At 40.3% G+C, this 14,078-nt stretch carries 7 protein-coding genes and 9 pseudogenes; 12 read left to right on the top strand and 4 right to left on the bottom strand.

The genetic code is table 11. From position 1 onward, the window contains the following. The 4 pseudogenes from GM30_RS18825 to GM30_RS26355 all read left to right on the top strand — a co-directional run. A pseudogene (locus GM30_RS18825) lies at positions 1-815 on the top strand (autotransporter outer membrane beta-barrel domain-containing protein); the annotation flags it as partial. Positions 816-1,562: 747 nt separating this feature from the next. Further along, a pseudogene (locus GM30_RS24900) lies at positions 1,563-1,721 on the top strand (DUF1656 domain-containing protein); the annotation flags it as partial. After that, positions 1,697-1,900, top strand: a pseudogene (locus GM30_RS18820) (p-hydroxybenzoic acid efflux pump subunit AaeA); the annotation flags it as partial. The pseudogenes GM30_RS24900 and GM30_RS18820, both read left to right, overlap by 25 nt. Next, positions 1,900-2,028 (top strand): annotated as a pseudogene (locus tag GM30_RS26355) (autotransporter outer membrane beta-barrel domain-containing protein); the annotation flags it as partial. The pseudogenes GM30_RS18820 and GM30_RS26355, both read left to right, overlap by 1 nt. 52 nt (positions 2,029-2,080) lie before the next feature. Here the strand turns inward: GM30_RS26355 and GM30_RS18815 are convergent. Then, positions 2,081-2,698, bottom strand: a pseudogene (locus GM30_RS18815) (transposase); the annotation flags it as partial. A gap of 523 nt (positions 2,699-3,221) precedes the next feature. Then, positions 3,222-3,872: a LuxR C-terminal-related transcriptional regulator gene (locus GM30_RS18805; RefSeq protein ID WP_049849869.1), complete on the bottom strand. Its 651-nt coding sequence runs from the start codon at positions 3,870-3,872 to the stop codon at positions 3,222-3,224. A gap of 1,360 nt (positions 3,873-5,232) precedes the next feature. On the opposite strand from GM30_RS18805, the pseudogene GM30_RS24890 reads away from it, so the two are divergent. From GM30_RS24890 to uspA, 7 genes and pseudogenes are all read left to right on the top strand, one after another. Continuing rightward, positions 5,233-6,254, top strand: a pseudogene (locus tag GM30_RS24890) (IS110 family RNA-guided transposase). 568 nt (positions 6,255-6,822) lie between these two features. Continuing rightward, positions 6,823-7,617: a winged helix-turn-helix domain-containing protein gene (locus GM30_RS24885; RefSeq protein WP_072094176.1), complete on the top strand. Its 795-nt coding sequence runs from the start codon at positions 6,823-6,825 to the stop codon at positions 7,615-7,617. Positions 7,618-7,619: 2 nt separating this feature from the next. Then, entirely contained in the window at positions 7,620-8,120 is a 501-nt protein-coding gene (locus tag GM30_RS18795) for a hypothetical protein (protein WP_072094175.1), read from the top strand. Between the two features lie 709 nt (positions 8,121-8,829). Continuing rightward, complete coding sequence (locus GM30_RS18790; RefSeq protein WP_049849867.1) at positions 8,830-9,108, top strand: YdgH/BhsA/McbA family protein; 279 nt, start codon at positions 8,830-8,832, stop codon at positions 9,106-9,108. A 157-nt stretch (positions 9,109-9,265) separates the two neighbouring features. After that, positions 9,266-10,390: a porin OmpC gene (gene ompC, locus GM30_RS18785; RefSeq protein WP_049849866.1), complete on the top strand. Its 1,125-nt coding sequence runs from the start codon at positions 9,266-9,268 to the stop codon at positions 10,388-10,390. Between the two features lie 560 nt (positions 10,391-10,950). Beyond that, positions 10,951-11,100 carry an autotransporter outer membrane beta-barrel domain-containing protein gene (locus GM30_RS28045; protein WP_420802278.1) on the top strand — a complete coding sequence of 50 codons (150 nt, stop codon included), beginning with the start codon at positions 10,951-10,953 and terminating at the stop codon, positions 11,098-11,100. Positions 11,101-11,272: 172 nt separating this feature from the next. Then, positions 11,273-11,704 (top strand): universal stress protein UspA, encoded by a 432-nt coding sequence (gene uspA, locus GM30_RS18780; protein WP_049849865.1) that lies wholly within the window; start codon positions 11,273-11,275, stop codon positions 11,702-11,704. 156 nt (positions 11,705-11,860) lie between these two features. Here the strand turns inward: uspA and GM30_RS25695 are convergent. Together GM30_RS25695 and GM30_RS24870 are read right to left on the bottom strand one after the other, a co-directional pair. Next, positions 11,861-12,209, bottom strand: a pseudogene (locus GM30_RS25695) (transposase); the annotation flags it as partial. A gap of 188 nt (positions 12,210-12,397) precedes the next feature. Next, positions 12,398-13,341 (bottom strand): annotated as a pseudogene (locus GM30_RS24870) (IS3 family transposase); the annotation flags it as partial. 66 nt (positions 13,342-13,407) lie between these two features. Here GM30_RS24870 and GM30_RS25685 point away from each other — a divergent pair. Then, positions 13,408-14,078 (top strand): annotated as a pseudogene (locus GM30_RS25685) (transposase); the annotation flags it as partial.

Raw genomic sequence — 14,078 nt, 5'->3', positions numbered from 1 at the left:
GTGGTGAAAAAAGGGAACGACTGGTTCCTGACCAGTGAACTGACGCCGGAAGAGCCGGTAGACCCTGTGGATCCGCCAGTTGACCCTGTTGACCCCGTCGATCCCCCGGTAGACCCTGTTGATCCGGTAGACCCGCCTGAAGATAAAAAGGGAACGACTGGTTCCTGACCAGTGAACTGACGCCGGAAGAGCCGGTAGACCCTGTTGATCCGGTAGACCCGCCTGAAGATCCGGTGAACCCTGTTCCGCCACCAACACCTGCTTCACCGGAAAAACCGCGTCAGGTGCGTCCGGAAGCGGGCAGCTATCTGGCCAACAACTATGCGGCAAATACGCTGTTTATGACCCGGCTGCATGATCGTCTGGGTGAAACGCAGTATACCGACGTGCTGACGGGCGAAGAAAAAGTCACCAGCATGTGGATGCGTAACGTCGGCAACCATAACCGTTTCAAAGACAGCAGCGGTTCGCTGGATACACGAAGCAACAGCTATGTCCTGCAGATCGGTGGTGACCTGGCACAGTGGAGTACCGACGGTCTCGACCGCTGGCATTTAGGGGCCATGGCGGGCTACGCAAACAGCTCGAACCGCACGAAGTCTAAACTGAACGGCTACGCCTCTCGCGGTGAAGTCTCCGGTTATAGCATCGGGCTGTACGGCACCTGGTATGCCAACGAAGCAGACAAAACCGGTACCTATGTGGATACCTGGGCGCTGTATAACTGGTTTAATAACAAGGTAACGGGTCAGGCCAGACCGACCGAAGAGTATGATTCCAGCGGTCTCACCGCCTCTGTTGAAGCGGGTTACACGNNCAGCGATACGCAGGGCATGCTGGGGATTAAATATGTCTGGTAGCGGGAAATTGAGGGAGGCGATTATCTGACTCCCAGAGGTACAAGAACAAGGCTACACACAGACAGAACTGTCGGTAAGCAAGCTCTTTCCGACAATTATGTAAGGGTTGTATAAGAAGTTGGTGGTGATCTTATTCTGGTATGTTTATGTTATCCTAAAAATATTAATGGCATATATTGCTAATTATTATTTGTGTGTTATTACCACACCAAGTTTGTGTAGCGGGAGGTCACCACTGGTGGCAACTCCATCATTTGTCAGAATATAGTCGTTGATGCTGACCCCGACGGAGATATAAATTTCTCACCTAATATCATCTTCATGGCATGGTTTTCGTTACCATAGTAAAAGTAAACCAAGTCGTAAAATAATTTGTCATAACTCAAAAAATAATATTTCATGTGCAGTATATACTATGTACATCTGCTTTCTGTTTTAAAAGAGAGCATTTTTCTGAGGTGATTTATTGTTCACTGGTAAACAAAACTGTGAACTTATTCACTTGGGAAAAGTAACAATGTGGACAGATTGTTGTGATGTGGCCGATTCCATAATGATCGTAGTCGAAAGACTGGAAAGGATGGGGAACATGATGTTAGACCAGAAGATTTATCTGTTAGTTCCATACAACAACTTCAGTGGGTACTGTTGGCTGAATAATAAAAAGCATCGCTTCTCACCTGCTCCCAAATCAAGGTCAATATGAGTCTGTTCCCCGTCATTGTGATTTTCGGTCTGTCATTTCCGCCGATCTTCTTTGAATTATTGCTGTCGCTCGCCATCTTCTGGCTGCTTCGCCGGGTGCTTATCCCCACCGGGATCTATGATTTCNNGTTATCCTGGCGTTTATGGCTATTTTCCGTGCCTGGGTCTATTACACGGAATCGCCGTGGACGCGTGATGCGCGCTTCAGCGCTGATGTTGTTGCCATCGCTCCGGACGTCACCGGTCTCATCACTGAGGTGAATGTCAAAGATAATCAGCTGGTGAAGAAAAACCAGGTGCTGTTTGTCATCGACCAGCCGCGCTACCAGAAAGCGAACTGAAAATCGGTGTGGAAGGGCAGATTACACCGCGTCTGACGATGTGGGGTAACGTGGCTCAGCAGATGGGTGAGAAGAGTTACAGCGATACGCAGGGCATGCTGGGGATTAAATATGTCTGGTAGCGGGAAATTGAGGGAGGCGATTATCCGACTCCCAGAGGTACAAGAACAAGGCTACACACAGACAGAACTTTGCGCCTTCATTTTCCCAGCTCCACGCCCAGCAACTCTTTCTGGCCTGCGGTGTTGGATACCCAGGGCTAGGAAAACCACCTTGTTTACCACACTGCCATTCTGACGAACTTTTACGACGATGCAGACCATATAAACAATGGGATACAGTGCATTCAGCTGCCGCTTTGCCTGCTCTTTTACCGCGTCGGTGACCTTAGATTTTAGCGTGGGTGGTACATCGGCGTCATACCTTTCTTTGAAGGTGGCGATGATTTTGCGGGTAGTCATGCCTCTTGCGTAGAGGGATAAAATCTGGCTGTACATCTGGGTAATGCGCGTCTGGTGCTTCTTAATCAGCTGTGGTTCGAAGGTATTTTTGCGGTCACGCGGCGTGTTGAGTTCTAACTCGCCGTCATCGCACAACACCGTTTTTGACGAGTAGTCATTACGGGTGTTTGAATCTGTTTTGGGGGCCTTTTTCTCATGCCCGAGATGGTCCGTCAGTTCCGCATTGAGCGCCGTTTCGATGGTTAGCTTCGTCAGCATACGGGAAAACTGATTGAGGTCGGCTTCAGTTAGCCAGTTCAACCGCAAGGGCTTTGAGTTTCTTTTCGTCGATAATTTGCCTGTCTCCGTTGTTGGAGTGAACATATCAAAAACAGGCAATTACACAATTTTAATTACAGTCTTGCCAATTGTTTATACTCACTATGATATGTTAAAAATGGCTTTCTGTCGGTTGAACATTTTTTTAAATTTATATAGTGCCGCGTGATAACCGGTAAAATATACTTTTTCATGTTCAGTTTCGAAATGTTTATTATCATCAGGTAGATGCTCTGTAATTAACTCTTCTAAAATCGCCAGAATAGTAGTGTGAAACTCTTCGTATTTGTTAAAATCTTTCATAAGATTGTCGCTTGATTCATCAAATTATGTAAGTAGATTAAGGTGTTAGTGTCTGAAATAATATGGTTCTAAAAACTCTTGTGCATGTTACATAAAGTGTTCACTTTCCTGAGTTGATTTTTATAATATACTTGTCTAAGTAGTCCAGTAGGAGGCTACATGTAAATGAAAATTACATATACTTTGATAATTTAGTGGGGCTAGAAAATTATCAATATGAATATACAGTTACTTTATAAAGGATTGAGTTGTGACATATCCCAAGGTATCCGCTTTATAGATGTTTTTAGTTTTCTTTCAATAGCAGATTTATGTACGTAAATTGTTTTTGTGGTAGTATTGCAAATAGTGGCTATTTTTTTGATATTTACTCCTTGATATAATAGCTTTAATATATTAAACTCCTTGATTGATATTTTCTGTAATTCTCTTTGGGGCGGTACTGGATATCCACTGATAACGAGTGATATCTTTCTCTTTACTTCATGTAAATCATCAAAAGAATAAATAACCCCCCCGGTGAAACCTGCCATTCTCATTCTTAAGTAGCAATAGTTTGCTAGTGGGGCTAGCTGTGCATCACATAGGAAAATTAAATTTGATTTTTTAAATTTTGTGAGCCATTTTTCAGATACAATTGAATGAAAGCTAAATATCGATATATCAATAAATACAATGTTATTTGTTCTTCTATAATGAAGGTAAGATAACGATGATAAGACCCATACCAATCCTTCATTAAGCCAGGTGTTGTTTCCTGGCCATGTATAAAATGATAAATTAAGATAATCCATGTCAGTTATGTAACTTTCTGTAAAGTTTTCTTTCGTATGATTTTGGGGTAAGGTTAGACGTTTCGCGTCCTTCTCAATAAATTCAAACATGTATATACATCCTTTTGGCAATTATATTGATAAGTTGATGGAAAGACATACCAATGCATTTTTAAGTACATTGACAACTCTTCTTATTTATATCATTACATTATGAATTTTAAGCATAGGAATTTACCCATAAAAGGTTTGTTATTCTTAGTGTGGGAATTTTAGTAAGATCTGATGGGATTGCTAGTGCTAACGTCTTAATAAGACCTTATACATACCTTTTTCTGTCCTGCAACCAATAAGAGGATTATTATCCATAAAAATCAATAGATTGTATTTATTGTGATAATAGGTAAATTCCTAACCAGAAAGTAAAAACACAAGTCTATATATGATTTGTTGAAAATTTGATTTTGTTTTTTATCAAATTTTGAGGTTATTTAACATCTCGCAAATAATGATAGTGATAAATTAGGGTGATGTTTGTTTGGTGAGTAAGTTTAATATGTAGTTAAGGGAATGATGGTGTTCCTAAATGAGTTTCCCATGCTCTATGAGTATTTGAGATGATTATTTAATGAATGGTTAATTTGATATGATTAGTAAATAATGCTTGACTAAGAACCCCGCAGGAAGTGTTTTCTGGTGGAGTTATTATAAGCAACTCAGACTCCAGAGACGGTAAAGGCTACAGGAGTATATTTCTTGTCTTATTAAAAAAGGGCATAACTTTGTCAATATGGTTGTAATGAGTAAGACTTGATAAAGGTCAAGTGCGGGTTTCAAGTGCGGGTTTCAAGTGCGGGTTTCAAGTGCGTAGCTGAATGTCGGTTGAGTCGGTTATTTTATAACGATATGAGGTGTGGGTGACTTGAGATAAGATTTGGAGCACTATATTCGCTTTGTAAAATTTTTCAGATGGTTGGAATAAAATAGTATGGTAGCACATAATTCGAAAATCGTCTTGATTAAAAGTTATAATCAAGAATGATATAATATTATACACCAGTTTCCTGTGAGGTTCTTCTGCATGCCTTAGCATTATTAGCACTGAGGAAGTAATACCTAAGGAAAATTACATACTCACTATCATTACACTAGCTATGAAGTTGGCTTTTGGACTCATGTATTGGCTGATAATATGAAATCGCTAAGGGAGAATGCTTACGTGACAATAATCTAGAAAACTAAAAAATTTAGAGTGAGCAAAAAAACAGCAAGTCGTATTCACCACCAAAGTGGTAGCATAATAAATACCAAAAGGGAAATGAACCCAAAATTATACCTAATTAGGATTAGGTTCAAATCGTAATAAATGTTATCGCCACCATCAGCGGTGGATGCCAGAGCGGCTGAAAAACTGAACAGCCCGCATGGGCTGCGGTTAACTGTACTAAATGTGCCCAGCAGGAGAATCACCCTGAATATCGTATTTCTGGGTATTGATCTGGCTAAAAAAGTCTTTTGGCTCTGTAGGTTAATCTAGGCTGGTAAGCCGGTTTATTCAAAACGTATCGGTCGAAAAGAATTACTTCAGACGGTGGCGAATATTCCGGCGTGTCTGATCGGTATAGAAGCATCTACAGGCGCATTTTACTGGGAGTGTGAGTCTGATAAACTGGATCATAGCGTAAAAGTCATCAGCCCCAGTATGTAAAACCTTTGGTCCGTGGGCAAAAAAATGACGGTAACGATGCGCAGGCGATAGCTGTGGCTCTGATGCAACCTACGATGCAGGTTGTTCCACCGAAAAGCCCTGAACAGCTGGATATTCAAGCTCTACACCGTGCAAGACAGCGTATTGTCAATCATCGTACTGCGACAGTCTGACAAATCCGAGGGCTGCTGCTTGATCGGGGAATAACAATCGGTGTGCCAGTCTCAAGAGTTCGCCGTGCCGTTCCGCTAATCCTTGAGGATGCAGAAAACGGGTTAAGTGCCCGTATGCGTAGAATGATTGCAGAGCTCTATGAGCTCTTTAACGATCTTGGTCGTCGTATAAACTTTTTTGATAAAGAAATTGATGCTGTGTTCAGGCAATCAGAAGCCTGTCAGCGCATTGCCAAAGTTAAAGGCATTGGTCCTAAAACAGCCACGGCTGTTGTTGTCTCGATTGGCAAAGGAACTGAATTTAAAAATGGTCGTCACTTTGCCGCATGGCTTGGCCTGGTTCCACGACAGCACTCGAGTGGTGGCAAGCAGGTACTGATGAATATGACGAAAAAAGGTGACAAGCATTTGCGGATCATGTTTATTCATGGTGCCCGCGTTGTTGTCTGAGTTGCCACGAATAATAGTGACAGTTATCTGAATCAGTGGGTTAACCAGTTGAAGGAACAGCGCGAGTTTAATAAAACAACCGTGGCGGTCGCTAATAAGAATGCGAGAATAATCTGGTCGATGATGAGAAATGATACAGAGTATCGGTTAGTGGGAAGTTAATTCCCTGCCAGAAAAGCTGCAGCATACTGAGAAATGGTGACTGGTTGCACCTGCACAATCGGAACCTGATCTTTATACTGGTCTCAAAGGCCGTCCAGTTGTTGAGGTGATTGTGTACGGATTACCCATTTGGGTACAGGTTTTCCTGATGCCGGATAGGTGTAAGCAACAACCCAAAACCAGAGTCAGTGCTTGCAAAACGGAGGTAGTGCATAGATGTAGTAAGTCGCATCAGGAATACCGTCCTCCCGGCGGACATCCTTAACAGCTCGTCCTACTTCGAGACTTAACCATGGCGATGATCTGGTGCTCAGTTAAACAGGCTTTACCCATGGCGATCTCCTTCGTTGGCAGATTGAGTATGCCGGAAGATCTCTAAATGTGAATGGCGTGATTATGCGAGATACAAACAAGCAATTGAGTGTTGCAGCTGACGGTGATAATAGCTAGGATACTATAGATCATCCATGTTTTAATTTTTTTGCTATGCTGGTGTTCGCTATCATTTATCATAATAATGTGATTCCATATGTTTGAATTTTACAGGAATTTAAATAAAGGCTGAAATATGAAAAAAGGTTTTCTGATAAATAATATCATTGAGTTTTGGCCGGAAGATAACCGGCTATCCTCTCGCTATGATAGTCGGAATAACTTTTCATTAACCACTCCGGCTTCTCGTTGTTTTTATCTTTTACTTAAAAATTCTCCCGGCGTGGTTTCGCCAAAGATGTTTTTCCAATATGTTTGGGATAATGAAGGGAAGCATGTGCCAATGAATGCGCTATACCAAAATATATCTCTCATAAGGAAAGGGATTAAATCAATTACTGGAAGTGATGATGCAATGATTAACACTATAACCAGAAGCGGTTTTCAAATTAGAACTGGTACAATTATAAATGAAATCATGGCACAAGAACAGGATAATAATACAATTTCATCCTGCGCAAATAATGCTAGATCTAACCATGGAGTTGTCAAAAAATCAAGCTGTTACATATCACTATGGAAGAAGTGGACTCATATGAATTCTTTGTCGATTAGTTTTCTTTGTATCTCGTGGGGCATATTAATTCTTTTATGGCAAAATACAAAAAATCCACAAGAGAATTTTATTGACTTCTTTAATAATTATAAATTGGTTGGGAAATATAATGGATGTCATATTATGCTTAATACTGACTATGTCACATGGCAGGAAGGCATGAAAAAAATTGATAGCAATTTGAATTGTAAGGTTTATCCATGGGTGTATTTGACTGTTTATAAATATGTTCCAACTCGTAACATTATAGGATGCAATAAAAGTTTTACTGCTAAAGGAAATGTTACATGTATTTCTTTATTTGTAAGAAGGTGATTATGAATGTTAAAAAATATAATGCTGCGTTTATGGCCATTTCAACAGTTATCACAATTATTAGTGGTGTGTATTTTTTTTACCATGATATTGTTCAAGGGAAAATTAGTGAGAAATTTGAAACTTGCTCATCAAAGATGGTGATAATTGATGGTGAAGCGCGGCTTAATCTTTCTTTAACATTTATGTTGGAAGATAAAAGTAACAAAGGAATTGTCAATGTTGAAGGTACCAGTTTTATTAATAATAAGATTGAATCAATAATAGACCGTAATGTTGAATTTAGTTATATTAAAACGGAAAATGGATATAACTTTACTTCTACTAAAATTGTTCCTTTAAAAGGAGAGACAATTTCTCCAGAAATGGCAATGTTGAAATTACCATTGATTTATGCGTCAAAAGGAGGTGAGTTAAATTACACTCTATTATTTTTCCCAGGGAAAGGAGTCTTATTTACATTAGGAAAAATTCCTAGATTTTTCTGTGAAACAATTAGTTAGAACTTTTGTAAAATGTATGTTATTTTTTATGTTAGGCAGTGAAAGCGAATATTAATATTATCGATGTGGTTGTGATAAATAAGTAATGTAAACTTTTCAGGCTATAAAGATTAAATCGATGAAATCTACCATTAATTGATTGTTTTATATTTTTCATTATAAATGCTATAGGGTCATGGAAAAATTATATGCTACTATGTGGTCGACGTAATTTGATATAAAATCAATTAACTTAATTTTAGAGTTATGGTAACGAACAAGTCTAAAATATAGTATAGCTTGCTGAACCGTCATTTCCTCAGGGGAATGTATGTATTATGCTCTGCGCGGTAAACACAGTTTCATTTATATCATATACTATTATTTCTTGTTTGTTCGGGCTTTAGGCTCATTTGGCAGTGTTAGGGTTCATTGGGTAATGCTGTCTGAAAAATCTGAGTCGTTTTCGCTCCAGTTTTTACTTTTTATGATTAAGATTTTGTGATGGTGTTTTTTTAAAACTTTAGATATTACAGGTGAGTATTGCTTTTGTTCTGCCTGCGAATATTAAAAGTGGGGGAAAAATTGATCTGGCTCATGTATTGTCTTTCAAAATGCCTGTTAGATATCACCTGTCTAAGGCAGTGTAAATTGTAAATGATGTAAGTGATGTAGTTGTGGATATGTGAATTAGAATTATTTGATTAATTATATCTCAGGAGTGAATAAAATGAAAAAAATCTTTTTAGGCATAACTTTTGCGTTAACAGTAGTGACTTTTGGTGCGTCTTCGGCTGAATTAATTTCAAAAGATGAAGCTCATAAATTTAACTTGGAATATATTGGTGATGTTTCTGTAGGTGCATCAAGTGGTGAAATATCATCACCAACAGATTTACATGCAAAATTGTCTAAGTTGGCTGATGATAAAGGAGGAAGATATTATGTTATAATAGCAGCTCGTGAACATGGTCCTAATTTCGAAGCCGTAGCTGAAGTGTTCAAATAAATGCTATTGGTTATTACTTTTTAGATAATGAGTTAAGCAAATGTGAGTGGGGGATAGGATTGTTAGAATATAATGTGAATGTTTGTTTTTTTGTACGTACATAAACTATGTATAATGGTATGTTAATTAAGTGTTAGATTAGTAGGAAGGAGTCAAAGTGAAAGCGAAAAAGGTGTCGTTAGGTGTTTGTACTTTGGTGTTGATTGCAAATACGTACGCAAATGCAGCTGAAATATATAATAAGGATGGCGCTAAATTAGATTTATATGGGCTAGTGGATGGTCTTCATTATTTTTCTAATGATAGTTCTCAAGATGGTGATCAGACATATATTCGTTTTGGATTTAGAGGTGAGACTGAAGTTAATGATTTTCTAACAGGTTATGGGCAATGGCAAGGCCAGCTTAATGCTAACACTCCAGAAGAGGGAGGGGATTTTTATTCTCGTTATGCATTCGCTGGTGTAAAAATTAATAGCTTTGGTTCGTTTGATTATGGCCGAAATACTGGTATCTTATATGATGCATTAGCATATACAGATATGCAGCCTGAATTTGATTCTATGACATATAATGCAGATCAATTTCTCTTTAATCGAACAAATGGTGTTGCAACATATAGAAATACAGATTTTTTTGGATTAGTTGATGGTTTAAGTTTTGCTCTTCAGTATCAGGGTAAAAATGATGGTGGTGGAGAACCAGGTGTTCGCGATGTTTTAACACAAAACGGTGATGGATACGGTATGTCGATTAATTATGATATCGGCTATGGCGTGAGTATCGCGGGAGCATTTGCTTCATCTGATCGTACCAATGAACAAAATAGCAGGACAAGTGGTATCATGGGACATGGTGATCATGCTGATGCATACAGTGCTGCCCTGCGTTATAGCGCAAACGATATTTATGTTGCTGTTATGTACACCCAAGCATATAATGCTTCGCGGTTCGGATCTACATCAAGCCGAGCATTTGGTTATGCAAATAAATCTCGCCTCCTTGAAGCTTACGCGTCATATACTTTTGACTTCGGGCTCGTTCCTTTTGTTGCGTATAACCAAACGCATGCAAGTGATTTAGACAATTCTTTGGGTGGGGGAAGTTACGGTTCTAAGGATATTGTTAAGTTTGTAGATTTAGGTGCAACATATTATTTTAACAAAAACACCTCTGCATATGTTGATTATAAGATCAATTTAATTGATGATAATGCTTTTGCAAATGATGCAGATATCAGTACTGATAATATAGTTGCTGTTGGTTTGCAATATCAATTCTAGGTATTGGCTTGTTTTAGCTATTAACGAATTCTTTATTATTTGTTTTAGCATGCATATTATTCTATTAATAATACAGAGTGGTTATTGTTGCCACTTTGTATTATATATGGTGATGATATTATGTATTACTTGACCTTTCTAATTAATAATATACTTCTTTTTATATGTTTTTGATATTTGATTGTGTTTTTTTTGGGGGGGAATGCACAAATAAAGCTTAGCTGTGAATTGAAGCCATGTTTTTCACTAATTCATTAATAAATGATAACCTATCGAAGTGTATAATATTTACTGAAAAAATCAATTATATCATATACAAGTAAAGCACCATTGACTTTTTTTGATTATATCTGATTGCACAAGATATGTGTGTAATTGTTTCGTGGTATTTCGTTTGGTCCCGGAGTGAGTAGTTTCCGGAAATGTTGTTTTTTAGTCTTTTCTCGGGTGGTTGGTTTTCTGCCTTTATCCCGCAGTGACCGCGTCAGTTATGGTTCTGATGGTAGCGCAGTGCCGGTCTGTATGGTACTTGGTACCAGAACAACACGAATAAAACTGGGGTGTATGCAAACAGCTGGGTACAGTATAATTGGTTTAAAAATCATGTAGAGTCGGATAATCGTCGGAGCGACAAGTATGATTTGGATGGGCTGGCTACCTCGCTGGAAGCAGGTGACACCCTGAAAGCCGATGAGTTTACCGGCAGCTAGGGCATGTTGAATACTTGCTATATCCAGCCGCAGGTGCAGGTCATGTGATTTTTTTAGCAATTTGTTTTCCCTGTTTCTAGGATGGATTACAGATTCTTTAGTTATAGAGTGTTGTATAAATAAGGAAAAACCCAGCAGGCTTTTTTTGACAATATTATGGAGGGGAAAATACTTGGCTTATAAACATATTCTCATCGCGGTTGATCTTTCTCCGGAAAGCAAGGTTCTGATAGAAAAGGCGGTCTCTATTGCGCGCTCGTACGATGCAAAAGTTTCCTTGATCCATGTGGTGAATAATTACGCTGACCTTTATACTGGCCTGATAGACTTTAGTCTGAACGATACACAAACACGCATTTCTGAGGAAAACCGTCATGCACTGGCAGAGTTTTCTGATAATGCAGGCTACCCTGTCACCAAAATTCTGAGCGACAGTGGCGACCTGGGCCAAGTTCTTGTAAATACAATTAAGAAATACGATATGGACTTGGTGGTTTGCGGTCATCATCAGGACTTCTGGAGCCGGTTGATATCTTCAGCACGTCAGTTGATTAATACCGTTCACGTTGACATGCTAATTGTTCCGTTATGCGGTGAAGATTAGTAGTACTTCTTTTGCCTGAAGGGTGCTTCTCAGGCTTTTAATAATGATTTCTTAATCTGCGGGATATAGCGTACTGTCGAGAATGGATAAAAGTGATCCACTTACATCTCCACCGACGGTTTAATATTGGGTCTTCCGCAACTTGGGTGAAGATTTTCATGCCAGAGGACTCATTACCTGTCGCCTCAGTAGCTCGAACATACATCTGCCGTTTCAGCATCTTCAGGCGATTTACATGCCTTTCAACAACACCATTACTTCACCTGCTGGTTATGGCTTCACATATAGCCGTAGCATCGGCTTCCATCCCCGCGGATATATGTTGAAGTTCTGTTGAACCGCTTTCGCTGACACGGGTGAACCATCTGCTTGGTTGTGGTTTGTTTTTGATTTTCAGGATCCGGTAGAACTGGAGTGTCAGTTGTTGTATTATTTTTAGTTACGGCTCTTTTTCACGCATCAGACTAATAAAACGGGAAGCATATTTTTCTTCACCCCTGATGATATCACCCTGGCTTAGGTGACCTCGGGCTGTGAACCATCATTACGCCCTTTCCTGCAGAGAAAGGGCGAGTGGTTAGTGCCAACAATAGTGATGTACGATCTGAGTGATTAATTCGCGGGAGGGTCTGAAATAACGGCTCTTTGGAATTCCTCTATCAAAGTCTTGGTTCAATTGTAAATAGACCCGTTCTAGTTCCAAGCTTTTTTTGAGATCCCGACCAAATGATGGTGTTGTTGATATTCCTCCGGTGTCATATTGTTCAGTGATTCATGCGGGCGTTCATAGTTATATTCTGATAACCATTTATCCGTGATTTCCGCACTTCATTCAGCGTTCTGAACAGATAAAAATCGAGTATTTCTGTATGGTATGTCCTGTTAAAACGCTCGATGAAAGCATTCTGCGTCGGCTTACCCGGCTGGATAAACTCCAGTTTTACTGCATGTCTCTCTGCTCATTCAGCCAGCGTCAGAGAGATAAATTCCGGACCATTATCCATGCGCAGCATGACCGGATAGCCACTGTTTGCTGCAATCCTGTCGAGAACACGAACCAGGCGCAGAGCTGGCAGATTCAGATCAATTTCAATCGACAACGCCAACGCCTCACGGTTAAAGTTATCAACGACATTGAGCGTGCGAAAACGCCGGCCACAGACCAGGGCATCATGCATAAAATCGACAGACCAACTCTGGTTCAGCGCTTCCGGTGTGGTCAGTGGCGAGGGATTACGTACCGGCAACCGTTGTTTGCCCTTACGGCGAAAATTCAGCTTCAGCAGACAATAAATACAATGGATCCTTTTGTGATTCCACGGGTATTCTTGCCGTCGCAAAACCTGGAAAAGTTTTGGAAAACCGTATCGAGGATATCGCTCTGCCACTACCTGCAACGCGATGATAATGACTCCGGCAGGCCTGACGGATATTGAGTCCGAACGTTGTTATCAGATGAGTGACCAGCTCACGCTTAAAGGCTGGTTTTAAAGCTTTTTTTCGATAACGTCTTTCAGCGCCCAGTTCTCAAGGCTCAGGTCGGCAAACATCTGTTTGAGACGCTGGTTCTTGTCCTCAAGATCCTTGTTCTTTTTGATATCAGAAGCCTCCATGCCGCCGTATCTGGGCTTCCAGTTAATGGGATGGACTACCTCCTCCCTCTGCGGTTAACTGTACAAAATGTGCTCCGCAGGAGAATCACCATGAATATCGTATTTCTGGGTATTGGTTTGGCTAAAAATGTCTTTCAGTTCTGCGGGTTAAACCAGGCCGGTAAGCCGGTTTATTCAAAACGTATCGGTCGAAAAGAATTACTTCAGACGGTGGCAAATATTCCGGCGTGTCTGATCGGTATAGAAACATCTACAGGCGCATTTTACTGGCCGTGTGAGTTTGAAAACTGGGACATCAAGTAAAGGTCATCAGTCCTCAGTATGTAAAACCCTTCGTCCGCGGGCAAAAAAATGATAGCAATGATGCACAGGCTATAGCCGTGGCTATGATGTAGCCAACAATGTAATTTGTCCCGCCGAAAGTCAGGAGCAACAGGATATTCAAGCTTTGCACCGGGTAAGATCAGACAGCGTATTGCCAAAGTTAAAGGCATTGGTCCTAAAACAGCCACGGCTGTTGTTGCCGCGATTGGCAAAGGAGCTGAATTTAAGAATGGTCGTCACTTAGCCGCATGGCAGGGCCTTGTTCCGCGTCAGTGCTCGAATGGGGCATACAGGTGCTCATAAACATGATGAAGAAAGGCGACAAGTATCTGCGGATCATGTTTATTCATGGTGCCCGCGTTGTTGTCAGAGTTGCCACGAATAATAGTGACAGTTATCTGAATCAGTGGGTTAACCAGTTGAAGGAACAGCGCGAG

Source organism: Trabulsiella odontotermitis, from assembly GCF_001188485.1.
Classification (GTDB): domain Bacteria; phylum Pseudomonadota; class Gammaproteobacteria; order Enterobacterales; family Enterobacteriaceae; genus Trabulsiella; species Trabulsiella odontotermitis_A.
The sequence above is the reverse complement of the archived record's forward strand: the minus strand, read 5'-3'. Positions and strand labels throughout refer to the sequence as shown.